20 protein-coding genes, 1 tRNA gene and 1 pseudogene are annotated in these 20746 nt (G+C 70.4%); 7 read left to right on the top strand and 15 right to left on the bottom strand.

Annotated features, from left to right (window positions below):
- Position 1: 1 nt before the first annotated feature.
- From OIE53_RS20225 to OIE53_RS20215, 3 genes are all read right to left on the bottom strand, one after another.
- Positions 2-2077 carry a heavy metal translocating P-type ATPase gene (locus OIE53_RS20225; protein WP_327023101.1) on the bottom strand — a complete coding sequence of 692 codons (2076 nt, stop codon included), beginning with the start codon at positions 2075-2077 and terminating at the stop codon, positions 2-4.
- Positions 2078-2146: 69 nt separating this feature from the next.
- The gene (locus OIE53_RS20220; RefSeq protein WP_327023100.1) at positions 2147-2968 is read right to left on the bottom strand and encodes a hypothetical protein; all 822 of its coding nucleotides are present in this window, start codon (positions 2966-2968) and stop codon (positions 2147-2149) included.
- Positions 2965-3471: a SigE family RNA polymerase sigma factor gene (locus tag OIE53_RS20215; RefSeq protein ID WP_327023099.1), complete on the bottom strand. Its 507-nt coding sequence runs from the start codon at positions 3469-3471 to the stop codon at positions 2965-2967. Before OIE53_RS20215 ends, OIE53_RS20220 begins: the two co-directional genes overlap by 4 nt.
- Positions 3472-3621: 150 nt before the next feature.
- On the opposite strand from OIE53_RS20215, the gene OIE53_RS20210 reads away from it, so the two are divergent.
- The 3 genes from OIE53_RS20210 (at position 3622) to OIE53_RS20195 (ending at position 7740) form a co-directional block, all read left to right on the top strand.
- A complete protein-coding gene (locus OIE53_RS20210; RefSeq protein ID WP_327023097.1) occupies positions 3622-3993 on the top strand; it encodes a YciI family protein in 372 nt (123 codons plus the stop codon).
- A complete protein-coding gene (locus tag OIE53_RS20205; protein WP_327023096.1) occupies positions 3990-5234 on the top strand; it encodes an RNA polymerase sigma factor in 1245 nt (414 codons plus the stop codon). Before OIE53_RS20210 ends, OIE53_RS20205 begins: the two co-directional genes overlap by 4 nt.
- A gap of 646 nt (positions 5235-5880) precedes the next feature.
- The gene (locus OIE53_RS20195; RefSeq protein WP_327023095.1) at positions 5881-7740 is read left to right on the top strand and encodes a serine/threonine protein kinase; all 1860 of its coding nucleotides are present in this window, start codon (positions 5881-5883) and stop codon (positions 7738-7740) included.
- 612 nt (positions 7741-8352) lie between these two features.
- Here the strand turns inward: OIE53_RS20195 and OIE53_RS20190 are convergent.
- From OIE53_RS20190 to OIE53_RS20170, 5 genes are all read right to left on the bottom strand, one after another.
- Positions 8353-8425 (bottom strand) — tRNA-Arg (locus OIE53_RS20190).
- A gap of 211 nt (positions 8426-8636) precedes the next feature.
- Complete coding sequence (locus OIE53_RS20185) at positions 8637-8852, bottom strand: hypothetical protein (RefSeq protein ID WP_327023094.1); 216 nt, start codon at positions 8850-8852, stop codon at positions 8637-8639.
- Entirely contained in the window at positions 8830-9306 is a 477-nt protein-coding gene (locus OIE53_RS20180) for a SitI3 family protein (protein ID WP_327023093.1), read from the bottom strand. The genes OIE53_RS20185 and OIE53_RS20180 overlap by 23 nt, the downstream gene beginning before the upstream one ends.
- A gap of 14 nt (positions 9307-9320) precedes the next feature.
- Positions 9321-9731 carry a hypothetical protein gene (locus OIE53_RS20175; protein WP_018792249.1) on the bottom strand — a complete coding sequence of 137 codons (411 nt, stop codon included), beginning with the start codon at positions 9729-9731 and terminating at the stop codon, positions 9321-9323.
- Positions 9732-9916: 185 nt separating this feature from the next.
- On the bottom strand, positions 9917-10444 hold the full coding sequence (locus OIE53_RS20170) for a DUF6244 family protein (RefSeq protein ID WP_327023092.1): 528 nt from the start codon (positions 10442-10444) through the stop codon (positions 9917-9919).
- 220 nt (positions 10445-10664) lie between these two features.
- On the opposite strand from OIE53_RS20170, the gene OIE53_RS20165 reads away from it, so the two are divergent.
- Together OIE53_RS20165 and OIE53_RS20160 are read left to right on the top strand one after the other, a co-directional pair.
- Positions 10665-11582 carry a hypothetical protein gene (locus OIE53_RS20165; RefSeq protein ID WP_327023091.1) on the top strand — a complete coding sequence of 306 codons (918 nt, stop codon included), beginning with the start codon at positions 10665-10667 and terminating at the stop codon, positions 11580-11582.
- A 169-nt stretch (positions 11583-11751) separates the two neighbouring features.
- Positions 11752-12234, top strand: a complete 483-nt coding sequence (locus tag OIE53_RS20160) for an NUDIX hydrolase (RefSeq protein ID WP_327023090.1) — start codon at positions 11752-11754, stop codon at positions 12232-12234.
- 61 nt (positions 12235-12295) lie between these two features.
- Here the strand turns inward: OIE53_RS20160 and OIE53_RS20155 are convergent, their stop codons facing one another.
- Complete coding sequence (locus OIE53_RS20155; RefSeq protein ID WP_327023089.1) at positions 12296-12766, bottom strand: NUDIX hydrolase; 471 nt, start codon at positions 12764-12766, stop codon at positions 12296-12298.
- Between the two features lie 90 nt (positions 12767-12856).
- Here OIE53_RS20155 and cutA point away from each other — a divergent pair, with 90 nt between their 5' ends.
- Entirely contained in the window at positions 12857-13192 is a 336-nt protein-coding gene (gene cutA, locus OIE53_RS20150; RefSeq protein WP_327023088.1) for a divalent-cation tolerance protein CutA, read from the top strand.
- 88 nt (positions 13193-13280) lie between these two features.
- Here the strand turns inward: cutA and OIE53_RS20145 are convergent, their stop codons facing one another.
- The 6 genes from OIE53_RS20145 to OIE53_RS20120 all read right to left on the bottom strand — a co-directional run bounded on the left by OIE53_RS20145 (position 13281) and on the right by OIE53_RS20120 (position 19528).
- Complete coding sequence (locus OIE53_RS20145) at positions 13281-14195, bottom strand: PfkB family carbohydrate kinase (RefSeq protein WP_327023087.1); 915 nt, start codon at positions 14193-14195, stop codon at positions 13281-13283.
- Positions 14192-15571: a helix-turn-helix transcriptional regulator gene (locus OIE53_RS20140; RefSeq protein WP_327023086.1), complete on the bottom strand. Its 1380-nt coding sequence runs from the start codon at positions 15569-15571 to the stop codon at positions 14192-14194. The genes OIE53_RS20145 and OIE53_RS20140 overlap by 4 nt, the downstream gene beginning before the upstream one ends.
- Positions 15572-15845: 274 nt before the next feature.
- The gene (locus OIE53_RS20135) at positions 15846-16205 is read right to left on the bottom strand and encodes a TSCPD domain-containing protein (RefSeq protein WP_327023085.1); all 360 of its coding nucleotides are present in this window, start codon (positions 16203-16205) and stop codon (positions 15846-15848) included.
- Positions 16206-16302: 97 nt separating this feature from the next.
- Complete coding sequence (locus tag OIE53_RS20130; RefSeq protein ID WP_327023084.1) at positions 16303-16920, bottom strand: AAA family ATPase; 618 nt, start codon at positions 16918-16920, stop codon at positions 16303-16305.
- 11 nt (positions 16921-16931) lie between these two features.
- On the bottom strand, positions 16932-18905 hold the full coding sequence (locus tag OIE53_RS20125; RefSeq protein WP_327023083.1) for an ABC transporter ATP-binding protein: 1974 nt from the start codon (positions 18903-18905) through the stop codon (positions 16932-16934).
- Between the two features lie 140 nt (positions 18906-19045).
- On the bottom strand, positions 19046-19528 hold the full coding sequence (locus OIE53_RS20120; protein WP_327023082.1) for an NUDIX hydrolase: 483 nt from the start codon (positions 19526-19528) through the stop codon (positions 19046-19048).
- 256 nt (positions 19529-19784) lie between these two features.
- Between OIE53_RS20120 and OIE53_RS20115 the strand changes: the two are divergent.
- Positions 19785-20489 (top strand): annotated as a pseudogene (locus tag OIE53_RS20115) (helix-turn-helix domain-containing protein); the annotation flags it as partial.
- Between the last annotated feature and the right edge of the window lie 257 nt (positions 20490-20746).

Below are 20746 nucleotides of genomic sequence, written 5' to 3'. Positions count from 1 at the left end.
CCTACTGTGGGCGTAGCCGGACCCGGCGCAGCAACTGGGCGTTGAGGGCCACCACGATCGTCGAGGCCGACATCAACACCGCCGCGACCGCCGGGCTCAGCGCCACCCCGGCCCAGGCCAGCACCCCGGCGGCCAGTGGCAACGCGACCACGTTGTAACCCGCCGCCCAGGCCAGATTCTGGATCATCTTCCGGTACGCGGCCTGCGACAGCCGGATCACCCCGGTCACCCCGCGCGGGTCGGAGGAGGCCAGCACCACCCCAGCGGACTCGATCGCCACATCGGTGCCGGCCCCGATCGCGATGCCGACGTTCGCGCGGGCCAGCGCCGGAGCGTCGTTGACGCCGTCACCCACCATCGCCACCCGCAGGCCCCGGCGTTGCAGGTCGGCCACCGTGTCGTCCTTGTCCGCCGGCAGCACCTCCGCGAACACCTCGTCCTCACCGGCCCGGAACCCCAGGTCGGCGGCGACCGCCTCGGCCACCGGACGGGCGTCCCCGGTGATCATGACGATCTTCCGGATCCCCTGCCCGCGCAGGTCGGCGATGGCCTGCCGGGCCTCCGGCCGCACCTCGTCCTCCAGGGCCAGGGCACCGAGCACCTGCGCCCGATGGTCGTCCAGCCGCAGCAGGTACAGGACGGCGGCGCCCCGTCGGGACCACTGCTCCTGCCGCCCGGTCAGCGCCTCGGGGAGGGTCACCTCGAACTCCCGCAACAGGGCTGGCCCGCCTACGGCGTACCCGACCCCCTCGACCTCGGCGCGTACGCCCCGGCCGGTCAGCGACCGGAAGCCGGTGGCCGTACGCCGGAGCCCCTGGGCCTGGGCGGCGGAGACGATCGCCCGGGCCAGCGGATGCTCGCTGTCGGCCTCCACGGCCGCCGCGAGGGCCAGCACCTCCCGCTGCCCGGGGGTCTCCTGCCCGGTGTCGTCCTGGCTCGGTGGGTCGGCGGTGGCGGCTACACCGGTGAGGGTGTGGGCGCCCCGGGTCAGGGTGCCGGTCTTGTCGAACAGCACCGTGTCGATGGTGCGCATCCGCTCCAGGGCCAGTCGGTCCTTGACCAGGATGCCGCCCTTGGCGGCCACCGCCGTGGACAGGGCGATCACCAGGGGAATGGCCAGGCCGAGGGCGTGCGGGCAGGCGATGACCAGCACGGTGACCGTACGCACCACCGCCTCGCTGGGGTCGCCGAGCAGGGTCCACACCAGCAGGGTGACCAGGGCGGTGGCGGTGGCCAGGTAGAACAGCCAGGCGGCGAAGCGGTCGGCCAGCACCTGTGCCCGGCCACTGGACTGCTGGGCCTGCGCCACCAGCCGCTGGATGCCGGCGAGTGCGGTGTCGTCGCCGACCGCCTCGACGCGTACCCGCAGGGCCGCGTCCGTGGCGACCGTGCCGGCCACCACCCGGTCACCGGGGGCCCGGGCCACCGGCCGGGACTCGCCGGTGATCATCGACTCGTCCATCTCGGCCCGACCCTCGACGACCTGACCGTCCGCCGGCACCCGGCCACCCGGCCGTACCAGCAGGAGGTCCCCGACCCGCAGGTCGGCCACCGACACCGGCTGGGCCCGACCCTCCGGGTCGAGCCGTTCCGCCTCGTCGGGCAACAACGCGGCCAGCGCGGACAGGGCACCCCGGGCCTGGCCGATCGCCTTCATCTCCTGCCAGTGCCCGAGCAGCATGATGGTGACCAGGGCGGCCAGTTCCCACCAGAAGTCCAGGTCGAACGCGCCGACCGCGGTGGCCAGGGAGGCCAGGTAGGCGACCGAGATCGCCATCGCGATCAACAGCATCATGCCGGGGGCCCGGTCCCGGATCTCCCGCACCGCCCCCTGGAGGAAGGGCCATCCGCCGTACCCGAACACCACCGTGCCCAGCACCGGCCCCACCAGGCCGATCCCGGGAAAGTCCAGTTCGTAGCCGAACCAGTCCATCACCATGTGGCTGGTGACCACGATCGGTACGGTCAGGACCAGGCTCAGCCAGAACTTGCGCCGGAACGCCTCCGGATCGTGGCCGGCGTGCTTGTCGTGTCCACCGTGCTGGTCGCTGCCGGGACGGTGTGCGTCATGCGCCATCTCATCCCTCCTCCCCGCCACCATATACCCGGTGGGGGTATATGGTGGCGGATCTTGAGGGGTGTCGCCTCACTCCAGGTGGAACCGATCGTCGACGGCCAGGGCCGCCAGTTCCGCCTCGGAGAACGGCAACTCGATGCCGCCCTGCTGGTTGCTGCCACGGTTCATGGCCTGGGCGACGAAGACCACCACACCGTCCGGGTGGCGGTAGGCGGCCCACTGGTCGAACCGGTCATCCCCACCGGGGCCGACCACCACCCCCACGTGTGCGCCGGCGACCGTCATCGGTTCGCAGTTGCCCTGCATGCCCCAGAACTGGCGGGCCAGGGCGCACGGATCGGTAGCCAGTTGATTGCCGGCGGTGTGCACCTCGACCAGTACGGTGCCCGTCCACTCGCCCTTGGCCAGGGGAAGGGAGGAGGTGTAACTCCACACGTCCACTCCCTTGACGGTCTGTTCGTACTGCGCCTGGTGGGACGGGGCCTCCGGGGCCTGCGGCACGGTGTAGCCGGCCGGCACGACGGCGCGGAGCTGGTCGAGCAGTTCGGCGCCCCGGTCGTACCGGGTGCCGGCCTTCGCGGTGCGATCCTCCTGCGGCAGGCCGTCCGGCCCGGTAGGCCAGGGGGAGGCGGTGTCGTCGTCGGAGGAGGGGCCTCCGAACAGGGGCGCCGCAGGGCTCCACCCGCCGCCCACACCCGGGCTGGCGAAGGTGCCGAAGAAGGCGACGGCCACGACCGCCGCCGCCGACCCCACACAAGCCTGCAAGGTACGGCGACGGGTACGGGCCCGGCGGGCGGTGCCCAGCATGGCCTGCGTGTCCAGCGGCGGTGGCGAGGTCAGAGTGGTCATCTCGTCCCGCAACGCCTCACGCAACTGCTGTCCGTCCATCATCGACCTTTCTCGGTGCCGCTGTACGTGGGTGACAGGAGGCCGCGCAGGGTGTCCAGGCCGCGGGCGGCCTGACTCTTGACCGTCCCGGGCGAGCAGCGCAGCAGGGTGGCGACCTCGTCGACCGGCAGGTCCTCCCAGTAGCGCAGGACCAGCACGGCCCGCTGGCGAGGCGGTACGGCGGCCAGGGCCTGGAGCAGCACCAGTCGGTTCTCCGGCGCCTCGGTGGGCGCCGGCCGCTCAGGATGAGCACCGTCCACCTGCTCCCGCCGCCACCAGCCCCGTCTTCGCTCGTCCAGGAAGGCACGCACGATGATCTGACGCAGGTAGGCGTCGAGAACCTCATGCCGGGACACCCGGTGCCAGGCCAGGTACAGCCTGGTGAAAGCGGTCTGGACCAGGTCCTCCGCCCGGTGCCAGTCCCCGCAGAGCAGGTACGCGGTGCTGCGCATAGCGTTGGACCTGGCCGCGAAGTACTCCGCGAACGCCGTGTCGCGATCGCCCATCCATGCCTCCGATCCCCGATTCGAGTTAGTCACGCCAGGTGCCGCCTGCGGGGTTGCATGACCTGACGAGGGGTGGCGAATTCGGCCTGGGCCGATCGTCATCCGGGTGTAGACGCCTACGGCGGCACAACGGTGGCGAAGGAGAACACGATGCGTTACGCGCTGATGATTCATTACCCCGAGCCGGGGGAGGGGGAGCTTTCCGACGAGGTCGTCGCGGAGGCGAAGATGGCCTTCGACGCGTACGGTCGGGCGCTGCGCGCGGCCGGGGTGCTGCTGTCGGCCGACATCCTGCAACCCGCCGCGGCGACGACCACCATCACCCGCAAGGACGGAGACCTGCGGGTGCAGGACGGGCCCTTCGCCGAGACCAGGGAGGCGCTGGCCGGGGTGTTCCTGCTCGAGGTACCCGACCTGGATGCCGCGATCGGCTGGGCGGAGAAGTGCCCGGCCGCGCAGTGGGGGACGATCGAGGTACGCCCCACCGCGACGGCCTTCGTCGACGGAGCCTGGACGAGTTGACCACCGGGGAGGCGGGGCGGGCAGCCGCGGCCGTCGCGGCCCGCGACAGCTACGGACGGCTGCTGGCCCTGCTGTCCACCTCGACCAACGACATCGTCTGGGCCGAGGACGCCCTGGCCGACGCCTTCGAGCGGGCCCTGCGGACCTGGCCCGAACGAGGCGTACCCGACAACCCCGACGGGTGGCTGCTGACAGTCGCACGTAACCGGCTGCGGGACCGGTGGAAGTCGGCGCAGTGGCGGCGCAACGTCCCGCTCGACATCGAGCGGGACGCCCCCGTACACCTCGACGACCTCGACCCCGAGGCGATCCCCGACCGGCGGCTGGAACTGATGCTCGTCTGTGCCCACCCGGCGATCGGACGCGCCGCGCACACCCCCCTGATGCTCAACACCGTGCTGGGCTTCACGGCCGACCAGATCGGTAGGGCCTTCTCGATACCCCCCTCGACGATGGCCACCCGCCTGGTCCGAGCCAAGCGGCGGATCAAGGCCGCCCGCATCCCCTTCCGCATCCCGGACCGCACCGACCTGCCCGGCCGGATGGCCGCCGTCCTCGAAGCGATCTACGGGGCGTACGTCATCGACTGGGCGACCACCAGCCCCCAGGCCCGCCCGGTACCCACCGAGGCCCTGCACCTGGCCGAGGTGCTCACCACGGTGGCGCCCGAGGACCCCGAGACCCACGGGCTGGCCGCCCTGGTCCAACTCTCCGCCGCCCGCCTCCCCGCCCGCCTGGATGCCCACGGGCGGTTCGTGCCACTGGCCGAGCAGGACCCGGCGCGCTGGAACGATCACCTGATCCACCGGGCCCACGAGCACCTGCGCACCGCCCACGCCCGTGGACAACTCGGACGCTTCCAACTCGAAGCCGCAGTCCAGGCCGTGCACTGCGCCCGGCGGCACACCGGCACCACCGACTGGCCGGCCCTGCTGGACCTGCACCGGGCACTCCACACGGTCGCACCCTCGCTCGGTGGTGATGTCGCCTACGCCGTAGCCACCGCCGAGGTGCAGGGCCCGGCGGCCGGGCTGACCCGGCTGGACGAACTGACGAACCCGACCGACGACCGGGCCCGACGATTCCAGCCCGCCAAGGCCGTCCGGGCCCACCTGCTGGAACGGCTCGGCCGCCACCCGGAGGCGGTGGCGGCGTACGACAGCGCCATCGACCTCACCCACGACCCCGCCGAACGCGAATACCTTGCCCACCGCCGAGCGCGGCTGACCCGGGCACCCTGACCGGCCGGGTGCCCGGGACCCTCGGCGCAGGCCGTCACGTCACGCCGACCCAGCACGGGCCAGCGACACCCCGACCGCCAGCAGGCAGTACCAGGACCGGGGCGGCCCAGGCCCGCTCGGTCGCCTGGGCCCGGCTCGTCCACCGGCGCGGTTTCCACGTACACCGCGATCAGGCGTCTGGTGACCCCGGGCGACAGCAGGGCCTCACCGGCGGCCACCACCCGGACCGCCCGGACCAGGGCTCGGAAACCGGCCCGAACCAGCACCTGGTCATCGGCGAGAACGACCCGGATCACCCGGACCCCTCCGCGCACGGCTCGGACCGTTCCTGGGCCGCCGTACACCCGCTCGGCCACTGGGCGGTGACCCGGAACCACCCGCCGCAGTCGGCCCGGCCACCAGGGAGCCGCCGGTGGCCACCGCCCGTTCCCGCATACCGCAGATGCCGACACCACCCCCCGGCACCGGCCGGGGCGAATCCGATCCGGTGTACTCGACCACGACCCGCAACCCGGCCTCCTCCGCGTAGCTGACCGCGACCCGGGCGCTGGCCCCGCTCGCGTGTCGGGCCACGTTCGTCAGTGACACCTGCACGATGCGGTTCTTCGGTCTCGGTAGCATCCCGGTGACCACGAGGGGGCGCCGAGTGAGTGACATCATCCCAACCCTGCCCGAGCTGGGGCTGACGTTCCTTCCTTTGAACGCGGACGATCCGGTGGTGGTGGGCGACATCCAGTTGCTCAGCCGGATAGGCGAGGGTGGCATGGGATCCGTCTATCTCGGAGTGACCCAGGCCGGCCGGGCGGTGGCGGTAAAGGTCGTCAAGGACCCGTACTCGACCGATCCCGCCTTCCGGGCCCGCTTCGCGCGTGAGGCGGCCATCGCCAGGCGGGTCGGCGGCATCTTCACCGCCCCCGTGCTCAGCCACGACTCCGACGCCGTCCGGCCCTGGCTGGCGACTGCCTTCGTGCCGGGCCCGAATCTGGCCGTCGCCGTCGCGCGCCACGGAACGCTGCCGTTGCCCGGCGTGTGGCGATTCGCCGCCGGGGTGTGCGAAGCGCTCAAAGCCATCCATGCCGCTGGCATCGTCCACCGGGACCTCAAGCCCGGCAACGTGCTGCTCGCTGCCGATGGCCCCCGCGTCATCGACTTCGGCATCTCGCGGGCCGACGGCGAGGTCGACCTCACCCAGACCGGCGTGCTGATGGGAACGCCGTCCTACATGTCACCGGAACAGCTGCGTGGGGAGCGGTCCACCCCGGCCACGGATGTCTTCGCGCTCGGTTCGGTTGTCGCCTTCGCCGCCACCGGGACGGCCCCGTTCCGGGCCGGCAGCAACGCAGAACTCGTCTACCGCATCACGCAGGGCGAACCCCACCTCGACGGGATCGCCGATCCGGGCCTCCGCGAGCTGATCAGCCGGTGCCTGGACAAAGAGCCGGAGCTGCGCCCCACTCCGCAGGAGGTCATCGCCGCCTACGTCGAACGCAGCGCGGCAACCGCCGGGCAAGGCTGGCTGCCCGCAAGCCTTGAGGAGACTCTTTCCCAGGTCGGTGCCGCGTTGACCGTCCCTGTCAGAGTGCCCGGCATCGCACCGACGCTGACTGCCACCGCGTTGATTGGCCCAGACGGGTTCACTGCCGTCGACCCCGGCCAAGACACCACCCCGGAGTCGGTCGGCGCGAAGTTGACGAAGCTGCCGGACCTGACGACCCACGTCATGTCGCCGGCCGACACCCGTCGCCGGAAATGGCTTCTACCGGCTGTCGGCACGGTGGCCGGTGTACTGGTGGCGGTGTCGCTGGGGACCTATCTCGCCAATGGTGGGGCGGCATCCCGTGAGCCTTCGGCCGGCGACCCACCGGCCAATCTTGCCGCCGTGGGCACCTCCTCCCCGGCCGCTGGCGGGAGCGCCCGTCCTGCCGATTCCCCCGATGCCACCAATTCCCCCGATGCCACCAATTCCCCTAATGCCCCCAATGCGCCCGGCCCGACTGGTCCGACGGGTGCAGCCGACGGCGGCCCGGGTGCGGCTACCAGCCCTTCGGCCGGGGAGCCTCCGGCCAAGAACGATTCGGGCGCCCCGTCGCCGACCAAAACTACGCCTCGCACCACGGGCCTACCCTCGGGGCCGTTCAACCGCGACAGCATGGTGATCGTGAGTTTTGACGGCACCGTTCTCAGCACCACCGGCACGGACCACGGATCAAAGGTGGTGACCGCCGCCTGGCGGAACCAGCCCGGCCAGCGATGGGAATTCGAGTCGGACGACATCATGGTCGTGAAGTCTTTCCCGTCCATGCAGTTCACCATCCGCTACGACGGGATCGGCATGCTGTCGCCGGCCAACTTCGGAAATCTGAACGGGTGGGTCTACGACTCCGGCAAACGTCAGCTCCACAGGGCGAACAAGAGCGGGTGCCTGGCCTCCCACGGCCCCGGTGAGCCGGTCAGCTTCGACACGTGTGACGGCAGCGCGAGCCAGCGTTGGCGGATAGTTTCGTGATCGCTCCGCCCGGCGCCGCCCGTTGCTGGTGCCCGCCCGCGAGTAGCGACCGCAGGTGACGGTCACGAGGGCGAAGGGTGACGGCAGCGGCGGATGACGCCCAGGCGTACCGCTGGAGAGATCGCACAGCGTTACCGTCCGAGCCGCACGACCCCCACCCCATCGGTCCCTTTGCTCTGCATTCGTCGACGCAACAGTCACGCTGGGTTCCGGCTGGCTGCGGAGGCAACTACGGAGGCGGGCGGGAAAAGCGAGCCCAGGAAGCTGGTGCGTCCATGGCTGCAGAGCCAGGGCCTGTGGGCGGATCCGTCAACCCGCAGGCACCGTCACCCTGCGCGACCCAACGGATCGCCGCGCATAGCGACGTCCGCGGCACCAGCCGCGTTGACGGAGGGCGGGCGCGGCGGGTTGCGGCTCGGCGCGGGTCGAGCGGCTCACCTGAGGTGGACTCTCATGCCGCGATCCAGGCGCGTTCGGCATCCGCGCGATGAGGCAACGCGAGGATGCCCTGGCCGCTGAGCCGGGGCATCCTCGATCGTCTACTCCAACGCGAAACCGGCTTCCGCGATCAGTGACTGACCGGTCGCGTCTCGCGTTTGCAGTTCTGTGACGTGCCCCCGGCAGGATTCGAACCTGCGACACACGGTTTAGGAAACCGATGCTCTATCCCCTGAGCTACGGGGGCGCGAGGGCCTAGTCTAGCGACCTGGGGGTTCACCTGGGGTGGCAGGGAGTGGCCCACGTTCACCCGCGTTCCCCGGACCGCCGTTGTCGCAGCCCAGGAGCACACCCCGAGCACACGAACCCCGGTTTGCGACCGGCGGTCGGCCGCGGTGACCCGCGTTGGTACCGGTTCACCCCGATTGGCATCCGCTGGAGAGCACACACCGCGCACATCATCGAAGATCATGTGGGGCTAGCCGCTCCCCCGGCTGGGCACCGCCGCCCACGGGAGATGCCGGAAAGGTCGCGACCAGCCGCGCGGCGGCCGGGTCGTCGTTGTCGCGAGTCAGGTCCGCCGGGTCGAGGAAGACGACGTCGATGTCGCCCACGGACGACGGGTCGAAGCCGCGTCGTCCGTCATGCGGGTCACCCGCGCTCGGCTGGCTCATTGGGTGATGATGGGTCGTCTATGCCGTAGTGGCTCCACCAGGTATGCCGGTGTCTGCGGAGTTCACTCGCGGTGCGGGTCAGCAGGAGCCAGTTTCCGTTCTGGACCAGCGCCGCGTCCTCTTTCCGGGCGGCCAACACCCGGGCCACGGTCTGCATCATGTTCGGGATGCCCTTGTCGACCAGGTCGTCTGCCCGCATGGAGAAGTCGATGTCGACGTACGTCTCCGGCTCCCACTCCCAGCGGGCACCGTCGTCGGCCTCGGCATCGAAGTAGCCCTGGCTGCCTGAGGAGATGGTCAGCGCGTACCCGCGGGTGTCGTAGAGGCGGGCACTGAACAGCCGCGGGTTGGTGCCGCTCGGCCTGGGCTTCTCGGCGGGTTCGGCTGCCACGAGATCAGCCACGTGGTCCAGGGGCAGGTCACCGGCGAGGGTCAACCTGAACTCGACAGCCATCTCTGCGCCTCTCCTCAGTCTCGATGGACGATCTGCACGATCGCGCCGCTCGGGGTTACCGCGACGAGTTCTTTCAGCCTCTCGACGGGCCAGGTGTCGAACTGTGTCCGCAGGGCCGCGAGGTCTCCGTGCCAGTCGTGCAGGTTCAGCACCACGCGTTGGGTCTGCTCCTTGTCGACCTTGGCGCGGACCTCACTCCAGACGCCCCGTACCGGCTTGCCGAGCGTGGGCGAATAGCAGTCGAACACGTGGCCCTCGATCAGGTAGTCCGGGTCTTTGTTCGGGTTGCCGGAGTCGCCGGTGCGGAGCCGGGCGTCGGCGATCTCCTGCCTGGTGGGGTTCTGGTGGACCCGGTAGCTCTTGCTGGCGACTATATCGGCGCATTCGTTCTCGAGCTCCAACGGACGCCGCCCGTCGTCGTCCAACCTGGGTGGAATTCTGGTTCGCGGACCGGTCGGCGTCCCGCCCGGGACACCGGTCGGCTGTCTGGTCCAGGGCGTGCCTTGGTCATGGTCAGCTGATGGGGTGTCGCCGGCGGCATGAGGTGTCGACGGTGGGTCACCGTGCTGGGAAGGGGTGGGGCTGGCCGGTGGGTAACCGCCAGCCCCTGTCAGTTTCCCGACGAGCCCAACTGCCGGGCCTGCGCGATCGCCGCTTCGACGGCCTGCCGGGCCCCGCCGGTGCGCTGCACGACCAGCACCAGGACTTGCTTGATGGCCTCCAGGGCCTGCAGCAGCGGCCCGGGCTGCCCGCCCTGCAGGACCATGGCGACGAGTTGCTGCGCCTCACCGACTCCGGTGATGGCCCCGGTCGCCGCGTCACGAGCGGCGTCCACGGCGCTCTGCACGGGCGCCAGCGCGGCGATCGTCTCCTGCGGGGTGGCCTCGTTCGGCACCGCCGCGGTGGCCTTCGTCGCCTCACCGATCGCACCGGCGAGACTTCCCAGGCCACCCTGGATGCCCGCGATCGCGGTGCGCACCCGCGCCACACCCGCCGCCACGGCGACGAAGCCCGCGCCCGCGGCCCGCAACGCCACCTCCTGCGCCTGGCTGTCGGCGGCGGCTGCCAACCCCTGCGCGCGTTCGACCCCGGCCATCAACGCGCGGAGCTCACCGGTGATCTTCTCGATCTGCGACACGTGGCCGGCGCCCCAATCGACGTTAATGAAAGTGCTTGATGCCTGAACCTACCGGGCTACTCGCGAGGCCACCAGACACCGGCGAGGCGGTCGGCATCGCCGACGGCCACCGCGATGCAAGCAGCCGCATGAGCAGCTTCCGGTCCAGATTCCAACTCTTCGGGTGGGGTCTGCAGCTGTCGTGTCCGGCCGCCGACATGTCAGCATCGATGGGACGGCGGTGCTGGTGTTCGCGTCGGGAGGCTCGGTGGGTAATCGCAAGCGCAGTGGCCGCCGGCAGCGGCGGGAGCCGATCCGCCGGATGATCCCGCCCGCCCGTGTGCCCGGCAGCCAGCGCCCTCACCGCCCGGACGAGACGGCGATGATGCCGCTGTTTGAGCACAGCCCGATGTTCGGACGGCTCGTCGACGCGCCGGTGGAATTGGTGCCGCTGCTCGCCGTCCTAGCCGTTCTGCACCAAGCGCAGAGCGGCATGCCAGTGGGCACCTGTGTCCCGACGAGTCATCAGGTCAGTGGGGCGCTGCGGCACCTTGGCTTCGAGGCCGAGGCGGTCGCCGCGTGCGCCACGCTGTACCGGGTGACCGACACGTTCACCGAGGTGTCCGAGGTCGGCGTGTGGAAACGACCGCCGGTCGTCCACCCCGATGGCACCACGAATGGCCACATGGTCGTTTGGACGCCGTCGTTCGCGCAGCTCGTGGACGCCACCCTGGTGCAGGACCCGCTTCTGCTGGCCGCCGCCCAAGCTGACCCGGTCTACTCGACGCCAGTGTTCGTCGAGGTTCCCACCGACCGGAGGGAGTTCCTCGCGGCTCAGCCCGTCGCCTGGCTCGACGATCACCTGTACGCGTCGTGGGTCCTGCTGCCGGATTGGACCCGACGGATGGACCCGGTGCTGGAAGGGGAGGCCGGCGTGGTCGTGGAACTCGGCGCACTCGGTCTGGCCACCGACGCGCTCCGCCTTATCGCAGCGGTCGGAGAAGATCGGGATCTGGACGCTCTGCCGGTCCGGTGTCCTCGGCTCGGGGCGCTTCTCCAAGGTAAGGAACAGCTACCGAAGTTGCCAGCCGAGCCATCCTCGCATCTTGACCCTGGCGTGGGCGCAGCTCCGATGAACATATCGCGAGAGTCTCGATGAGCTCGCCGGCGGCGGGTGTTCAGTAGTGATCGCCATCCTGCGCGGACCGCTGGGGTGTCGTGGAGTTCGGATAGACAACCGGCGCGTTAGGGTGCCAGGGCCCCCTCGCCCGCTTCTGACCAATGTTGCGAGGTCAGGACTCTGGTGGACTCCCCGGGGAGAGGTGATTGTGACTGCGAAGCCGATCATTGCCGCGCTGGCGGTGGTCCCCACCGCGTCGGGTGAGGTGGTGTTCGTACGGCAGCAGCGTGGCCCGTACGCGGGGTGGCTGCTGTTGCCGGGCGGCAAGGTGGAGTTCGGGGAGTCGGCGCACGATGCGGCCCGCCGGGAGACGGTGGAGGAATCCGGTTTCGAGGTCAGCGAGCTGACGCCGACGGGGGTGTACGAGATTCGCGCCGAGGACGGGTCGTACCACTTCGTGATGTTCGCGTTCCGTGCCGGGACTGCGACGCGGGTAACCGTCGGCGGGCATCATGTGGGCGGGGTGTTGCAGGCCTCGGTGGATGAGGTGCAGCCGCACCCGACGGTGATGCGGATTCTCAACGACGCCGGCGCCGCCAGCTACCCGGCCCAGGACATCGAACAAGGCCTGCGTCGGAACGGGATTCTGATGGGTGGGCATCTGATAGCAACCGCGGCTGCTCTGGCCTGAGGGGTCGACTGGCAGTCTTCCGCCGAGCGGAATCCCAATGGACTCCATCGTCCCTCCTTGCTCAACCGATGTACGGCGTCGCCCGCTCCTTGAGGGCGTGGTCGATACGCAGCCGCATCGAGGGGTGGATGTCCAAGTGGTTGAGCTGGGCGGGGTTCACCCAGCGGACCTGACGCGACTCGCTGGAGGTCGTCAGTTTCCCGCCGACGGGTCGGGCTGTGAAGCAGATCGAGAACTGCTGGCGTACTTCGCCGTCGTCGTAGGCCATCACGTGGTGGGGGTTGCTGTAGATCCCGACCAGGCCGGTGACCTCCACTTCGATGCCGGTCTCCTCGCGTACCTCCCGCACCACCGTGTCGGAGATCGACTCGCCGATGTCGTGGCCACCGCCGGGTAGTGCCCACAGGTTGTTGTCGGTGCGGTGGATCATCAGCAGCTCACCGCGTTGGTTGCGCACTGCCGCCACAACCGACGGCACCACGCTGTTGGCAGCTGGCGCATTGGGGTCGTTGAAATAGTCACGGCGCGCCATCCGTCATCTCCCGTCGAATGCGGCTACCAGCGCATCGATACTGCCATGAGCTCCGCCTAGCTCAGCTGCATCCTGAGTAGGGTCAGCTTCATGAATGAGGTCCTGTATGTCTACACCGCTGCGGGCAGTCTGGAGGTCGCGCGGCGGTTGGTGCAGGGCGCAGTGCAGGAGCGGTTGGCGGCTGGTGGCCAGGTCGTGGGGCCGGCCGAGTCAGCCTTCTGGCATGAGGGATCCTTCGGCACCGGCCAGGAGTGGCAGGTGGTGCTCAGATCCAGTGCCGGAGCGTATCCCGAGTTGGAGAGCTACCTGAGGAAGCATCACGAGTGGTCCAACCCGGAGATCGTCGCGCTGCCAGTGGTCGCTGGCTCACGGCCGTACCTTCAGTGGGTGCGCGGTGTCACCGAAACCGCCGGTGAGGGTGGATGACGCGGCTGCCCTTCAACGTAACGCCCACCGGTAGACCTTGTCTCGACGCTCGATTGACGGTGAATGGCAGCGGCTGAGCAGCCGCTCTTCAGCGAGGGTCTCCGCAAGGGGAGTTGGTGTGTCGGATGTGAGCGCCGCTGTGCCCGACGGTGTGGGAGCCGGCATGCACAGCGGTGGTGATGGCGTCGGGTAGCGGGGTGTGGCGGGCGAGGTCCAAGGCAAGAGAGCCGAGGAAGGCGTCGCCAGCTCCGGTGGTGTCGACGACCGGGACGGCAGGTGCCGGCACGGTGCCGGATCCGTGGGGATCGGTGAAGGCTGCGCCGTTGGGGCCTGCGGTGACGACGACGGTACGAGGGCCGAGGCGTTGCAGCGCGGCGGCGGCGTCGAGCGGGTTGCCAGCGGTGGTGCGCAGGATCGCGGCGGCTTCGTGCTGGTTGACCACGAGGACGTCGAGTTCCGCGAGCAGCCGGGGGTCAAGGTCGGGGTTAGGGGCGAGATTGCCAACGACGATCGGTGCGCGGCGGTGGCTCAGCAGTGTGGTCACGGGTTCGGGTGGTAGGTCGAGCTGCACGATCACGGCTTCTGCGGCGAGGCCGGCGGTGGCGCGGTTGATATCGTCGGTGGTGAGTTCAGTGGCGGGTGAGAGTGCGAGGGTGATGTAGCTTTCGCCGTCTGGGGTCACCTCGATGATGGCCGCTCCGGTGGTGGCGTCGGGGACGAGCCGGACGCGGCGCGTGTCGACCCTGGCGTCGGTCAGTGCTGTGGTGATCTGGTGGCCCCAGGTGTCTGCGCCGACATTGGCGATCAGGGCGGCGCGCCCGCCACGGCGGGCGGCAGCGATGGCCTGGTTGAGGCTTTTGCCGCCAGCATTGACGGGCAAAGCCGAGCCGATGGCGGTGCGGCCGGGTCGGGCACGGTGGGGTACATGGATGGTCAGGTCGATGTTGGCCCGGCCGACGAAGGCGGCATCGACCCTGCCGCCGACCCCGCTGCTGTCGGTCACGAGGTCGCTGCAGAAGCGACCAGGGCGGCACGCAACTGCTGCACTCCGGGCTCGGTGGGAAACGCCGCGAGCTGACGGCCTGCGATCGCGACCTCGCGTTGGATTCGTACCGAGCGGGTGAGGTTGGCCAGGTTGAGCGCGGCGAGGGCAGCGGCAGCGGCCAGCCCGGGTTCATCGGCGGCAGCATGGGCGACGGCGGTGCGCGCCAGATAGCGGCCCCGTTCACGTCGGTACGTTTCCGGCCACGCGTCGAGAGCCTGGCCGAAACACCGGACGGCGGCGCCGGGGCGGCCCAGCCGAAGCCAGCCCTCGCCCTCCTGCGCACTGATGTAAGCCGTGGTGCAGAACGCACCGAGCCCACCGCCGTCTGATCCGGCGGCGACAGCGAGGTGGTGGGCCTCGTCGATGGCGGCCCGGAACGAGCCAGTGTCACCTTCGACCGTGTGCCCGAGGGCGCGCTGCACCGCCGCGAACGCGCGCACCTGCTCTCGGATGCTGCCAGCGCGCTCGGCGGCACGGGCCAGCCCGAGTACGCGGTCCTGGTCGGCGGCGTCGATGGCCCGCTGGGCCATGCGAGCGAAGACGTAAGCGGTGAACTCCATGTCGCCAGCTTCTTGAGACATGGTCAACGCTTGGGCGAGCCACCATTCGCCGGCGTCCCGATCGCCCATATCGTCGCTGAGCCAGCCGGCGAATTCTGCCCACCGGGCCTCGGTACTCAACAGCGCGTCGCGCAGGCTGCCCTGTGCGGCTCGGCGGTAGCCAGCGATGTGACCGAGCTGCTGTCGGGCCGTTGGGAGGATCGCCGCGGCGCCGACCCGGTTGTCAGATTCCACAAGCACCGACCGCAGTGCCGCAAAGTGCTCCACGACGGCCGGATCAACTTGAGCCGCCCGTGTCGCTGCGGGCAGCGGTTCCGCACTCGCCAGGGACGCCACCACGCTGCCGGGGACCGCCTGCAGAAGAGCCCGGCGGCTGACCTGAACGTGCCGTCCTCGCCCGTCTGCCACAGTCACCAAGATATCCGCCTCCCCTGCGGGCTGCCCGTTCGTGTCGGTCACCAGGGTGGTGCCGGCCGCGGTCAGAGCAGTGGCGAATGCTGCTGCTCCCCTGGCCCGGCGGTACTTCTGTTCAATGGCCGCGACCCGGTCGTATCCGGCGGTGAGGGCGCCGTCGGTGTCGAGGACCTCGTCGCAGCGTTTCCAGAAGGCCCGGTCCGGGTGCTGGCGTCCCACTTCGGTATTCGCGATCGTGCTGCGGCCGGTAAGGATCCTGGGTGCCAGTGAGTGCTGGGTGTGACCGGCCGCCTTGCGGTACGCGGCCAACTGCTGGCCAAGCGCGCGCCACGCTTCGCTCACGTCGTGCGGATCTGCCACCGTCGCCTCCCCGCGGCGATCGCACCTCGGCTGGCTGGGTGAAATGACCGGGTGCCAGTCAGAGGCGGCCTTCGATGTGAATCGCTACCCTACCGTGCGGTCGCGCCTGCGCAGGTCCGTCAACCCGCCGTTGCTGGCAGCGGCTTTCGTCGCGAGCGGTGGCCCACCACGGCCGGGCGGGGCATCAGCGGTGTGTCGATCCGCGCCAGAGTGCGCAGGCCGCCACTGCGCCTGATGCCTTCGACCGTCACGGCGGTCGGTGGGCGCCAGGCGGTCACGGTCGTTCTACCGGCTGAGGGTAATTGAGACGCAGGTGTTGGGCGAGGTAATCGCCCAACGATGTCGCGTGCGGAAGGTCTGGGTCGCTGGTGGGGCCGGCGGGGACATAGCGGGTGTGGCGTAGCTCGTCGACGAATACGGCTGTGGGTGTTCCGCCGCGCAGACCGGTAGTGATCGCCGTGGACAGGGCGTCGGTTAGTCCGGCCAGGGTGGAGCCGTGCTTGCCCATCCTCAGGTCGACGTGGGTGAGGGCGCCGCTGGCTGCTGCGGCTGTCATCAGGCGTCCGGGGACGCCGTCGATCATGAACTGGCGGGTGACGCCGGCTGCGCGTTGAGGCATGAACGTTTCGCTCATCGTGGTCGTGGTCCTCTCTTGTGAAGGCCGCCTTAACGCGCCGTCGGGCGGCTCGTCCGTGTCGGGGCTTCGGGGCGACGTGTGCGGGCGCGCTTGGTCAGCTGGTCGTCGCAGCGGCCGGAGAAGTGTCGGCCTTGCGGGCGCAGTGCCGGCAGCGTCGTGGGCAGGGCGTTTGTGGTGTGGCGCTGGTGAGGCCGCTGGAATGCAGGATCGTGGTGACCGTCTGCTCGAGGGTGTGGGGTTCGGGGATGATGGTTTCGCCGGGAACGTTGAGTAGGTCTCGGTGCGTGTACCAGCGGCGCATCTCGTCTGCGGTGACGGGGATCGGTTCGTCTCGGTGGAGGTGGCGGCGGATGGTCTCGTCGATGGACACGTCCAGGTAGAACACGGCGGTCGGACCGGGGTGGTTGTCGATGAGCTGGTGCAGCACGGCGGCGTAGCGTTCGGTGTGCAGGATGCCTTCCAGGATGACGTGGTAACCCAGGTCGAGGGCGGTGCGGGCGGTCGCGGTGATGAACATCGGGGCTACCGGGTCGATGTGGGCGCTGTCGTGTTCGCGGAGCAGGGTTCGGCGGAGGTAGTCCTGTTCCAGCAGCGCGGCCCCGCGTCCGTAGCGGCGCCGGACCTCGCGGGCAGCCGTGGTTTTCCCGCTGCCGGAGTTGCCGCGAATGATCACCAACGTGGGCGCGGGATCGGTGGTGTGCGGTTTGTCCATCTGGTGGTCCTTCAGGCGGAGGCGGGTTGGCGGGGCAGTGTCGTGGCGTGCGCGGTGGTGGTGTCGTAGCCGGCGGCTTGGAGGGTGAACAGCTCGGCGTACCGCCCGTCAGCACTCATGAGCTGGTCGTGGGTGCCGGTCTCGACGAGGCGGCCGTGGTGCAGGACGTGGATGCGGTCGGCGTGCCGGACGTTGGCCAGCCGGTGGGTGATCAGGATGGTGATGGCGGTGCCCTGCCGGTCGCGGATGGCCTGGAAGAGGGCGTCCTCGGCGCGGGGGTCGAGGGCGGAGGACGGCTCGTCCATGATGAGCACGTCGGCGTCGCGGAGGAACCCGCGGGCGGCGGTGATGCGTTGCCACTGGCCGCCGGAGAGGTCCTGGCCGCCGGCGAAGGTCCGGTCGAGCAGTGTCTCGTACCCGTGGGGCAGCTCAGAGATCATGTCGTGGGCGACCGCGCGGGCGGCGGCGGCCTCGATCCGGTCCTGCTCCGTCCTGGTGGTGATGTCGCCGATGGCGATGTTGGTGGCGGCGGTGAAGGGCCACTTGTGGTACTCCTGCGTGACGACGCCGATCCGGGCCCGCAGCGCGTCGACACCCCAGTCGTCGCCGGGCCGTCCGTTGTAGTGGATGGTGCCGCTGGTGGGGGTGCGGAGGGTGGCGATCATGGTGGCGAGGGTGGACTTGCCGGAGCCGTTCTCCCCGACGAACGCCACGGTCTGCCCGGCGGAGATGGTGAGGGTGACCCGGTCGACGGCCGGGGTGTCGCGGTCGGGGTAGCGCAGGCTCACCGCGTCGACGGCGATCTCCCGCAGCCGCTCGGTTGCCGGCGCGCCGGCGGCCCGGTCGGTGGGCGGCGGCAGGTAGTCGGCGGCGCGGGTCATGAAGCCGGTGTAGTCGCGGAAGTGTTGCCCCTCGGTGTAGACGCGGTCCACCTGGAAGGTCACCACGGCCAGCGAGCGTTGCGCGGACTGCACGGCGATCACGCAGGTCGCGGCGGCGGCGAGGGGGATCTGCCCGTCGATGAGCAGCAGACCGAGCAGGACGTAGACCACGGCGGTGGCGATTCCGCCGAGCATCGCGCCGACGGTGGTGGTCGTGGTGACCCGGCGGGCCAGTGCGAGTTGGATCCTCGTCTCGACGCTCATGACCCGGTCGTACTGGTCGAGCAGGAAGTCGCGCAGCCCGTAGGAGCGCAGTTCGGGGGCGGAGTCGCGTTCGGCCATCAACCTGTGCAGCAGCCACAACCGGCGGCGGCGCACCGACCCGGCGGCGTAGGTCTGGTAGCGCAGGTGCCCGGCCCGAAGCGACGCCCACCCGTTCGGCACGGTCGCCACGAGCAGGGCGAGCAGCAGCAGCGGGTGGACCAGTACGACGGCGACGGCGACGGCGACGACTCCGGCCAGGCCGGCGAGGAGGTTCATCGACGCCTGGACCAGGGCGGTGGTGGAGTTCGCGCCGCGGGAGGCGCGTTCCATGTCGTCGGCGAACGCGTCGGCGTCGAAGGCCTCCAGGCGTACGGCGGTGGTCACCTCGAACAGGCCCCGTTCGACCTCCCGGTCGACCTTCGGGGTGAGGCCGTTCTGCGCGTACCCCATGGTGGTGGCCATGCCGGCGCGCAGCGCGGTGGCCGCCGCGAGCGCGGCCAGGGCGGGCAGCGCGGCGGTCACCTTGTCGGCGGTCGGTCCACCGGCGAACAGCTCCACCAGTACCCGCTGTGCGGCGAGGAGCCCGAACGCGGACATCACTCCCGCGATCACCGTCGTCGCTGCTACTACCAGTGTCCGTGTCCGGTCGGCGCGCCAACTCACCGCCAGCGCGGCCCAGACCAGGCGGGGCAGTTCGGAGAAGACGGCGAACAGGCCGGCCTGCGCTCGCGCCCGAACGCCGGTCTCCCACCACACCTCCCGCAGCTCCGGCAGCACCGGATCCCGCTGCGGTGGTGCGGTACGGGCAGGCGGGCGGTCGGGGTAGTCGGCTTTCGGCATGGCGGTACCTCCCGAAGGTGAGCACGGTGGGCAGTGGTGGTGTCTCGACGCAATCGGCGGCAGCGGAGGTGTCCCGTCGGCGTTCCCGGCTGGCGCAGCCGACGCTTCACCCTCCCGGGAGGCGCCCGGTAGGTCTTCGGTCAGGTGACCCGAACGCCGTCTTCGAGGTAGTAGCTGCGCCCGTCAGCACGGGCGTTGAGCGCCTCGGTGATCCGGCGGGTCAGCAACGGCGGTAGCCGCTGGGCGGCCTCTGGCGGGTCGGAGAAGGCCCAGCCCTTTAACTCGCCGGGCGGCACCACGATCCGTTCGTGCACGTGGGGCTCGAGGGTGCCGCCGTCGTAGACGGCCATGATGCCCTCGGTGCGCCCGGCACGCGCCGGCACCCAGTCCACGACGAGTAACCGACCGGGTGCCAGGTCAAGGCCGAGTTCCTCCCGGCACTCCCGGATCGCGGCCTGGTACGGCGACTCGTCAGCCTCGACACAACCGCCGGGAATCTCCCAGCCGGCCTTGTAGGCCGGCTCGACCAGCAGAACCCGGTCGTCTGGGTCGGTGATCAGCAGCCCGGCGGCCATCCGCTTACGGGGCAGGCCAGCGGTGACGTCGCGGGGTTCGGAGGGCATGCAGGGACCGTAGGACGCCGGCCGGTCGACACGCCCGCAGCGCCGTGCGCCGACATTGTCGGCAGATGCCGACACAACTCCGACACCATCCCGACCATGTCCGCGTCGCAGCCCAGCCTCGTTGATGCCAGCACCGTGACCTGGGTTTTCATGACCCGGCGGTAGCCGCAGCGGGAAGTTCGCAGGGGCCAGGAAGTGTCACCGGGAGCAGCTACGGTGTCGGCTCATCGTGACTACGGCGACCGGGGGTGCAGCGATGGTCGACCACGACGAGATCACCGCAGCTCGTCGCGCGCTCGGCCGCCATCTGGCCCGCCTGCGGAAGGACGCCCGCCACACCCAGCACGGGTTGGCCCGGCTCGTGCAGTACGGACGCAGTTCGGTGGCGAACACCGAAACCGGACGGCAGCATCCCGAACGATCCTTCTGGCACCGCTGCGACACGGTGCTGCGCACTGGTGGCGTACTGACCGCGGAATTCGACCGCATCGCCGATCTGGACCACCAACACCGCCACCGTCCGGCGCCCCCACCCGCTGACCCCGGCCCTGCTGTCGACGCGGCAGCCGTGTGGTGGGAGCACGAGCGGCGCATCACCGCCCGCCGGTCCGCGCTGACCGTGCCGGCCGATGACGACGCACGGCTGGCGCACCTGGAGCGCGAAGTGCAGCAGGCGATCGGTGACAACGAGCGGCTCCCGCCGGCCACGCTCGTGGCCCGGCTGCGTCCCCTGCGGGTCAGCGTCGACCAGCTGATGGCCGCCCGGCAGCACCCACCGCAACGCGCCCGGCTCTACACCGCCGCCGCCCACCTGTCCGGGCTCCTCGCCGCCCTCGCCCTGGACCTGCGCGCCTTCCCGGTCGCCCACGCCTACGCCGCCGAAGCCTTCGACCTCGCCCACGCCGCCCAGCAACCCGACACGCAGGCCTGGGCCCGCGCCACCCAAAGCCTGGTCGCCCACTACACCGGCAAGCACCGCGACGCACTCGCCTACGCCGAAGACGGCCTACGCCACGCCGGCGCCGGCCCGCACCGCATTCGCCTCACGATCAACGGGCAAGCACGAGCGCTCGCCCACCTCGGCGACCGCCGGGGCGTCCACCAAGCCGTGGACCATGCGTTCGCCCTGCTACCCGAACACACGACGGACGGGCAGGTCAGCACCAGCCTCACCCTCGGCCCGTACTGCCCGACCCGGGCCGCCGCCAACGCGGCGAC

This window comes from Micromonospora sp. NBC_01739 (assembly GCF_035920385.1).
Taxonomy (GTDB): domain Bacteria; phylum Actinomycetota; class Actinomycetes; order Mycobacteriales; family Micromonosporaceae; genus Micromonospora.
Note: the sequence above shows the minus strand (reverse complement) of the source record. Positions and strands in the feature narration are given on the sequence as shown.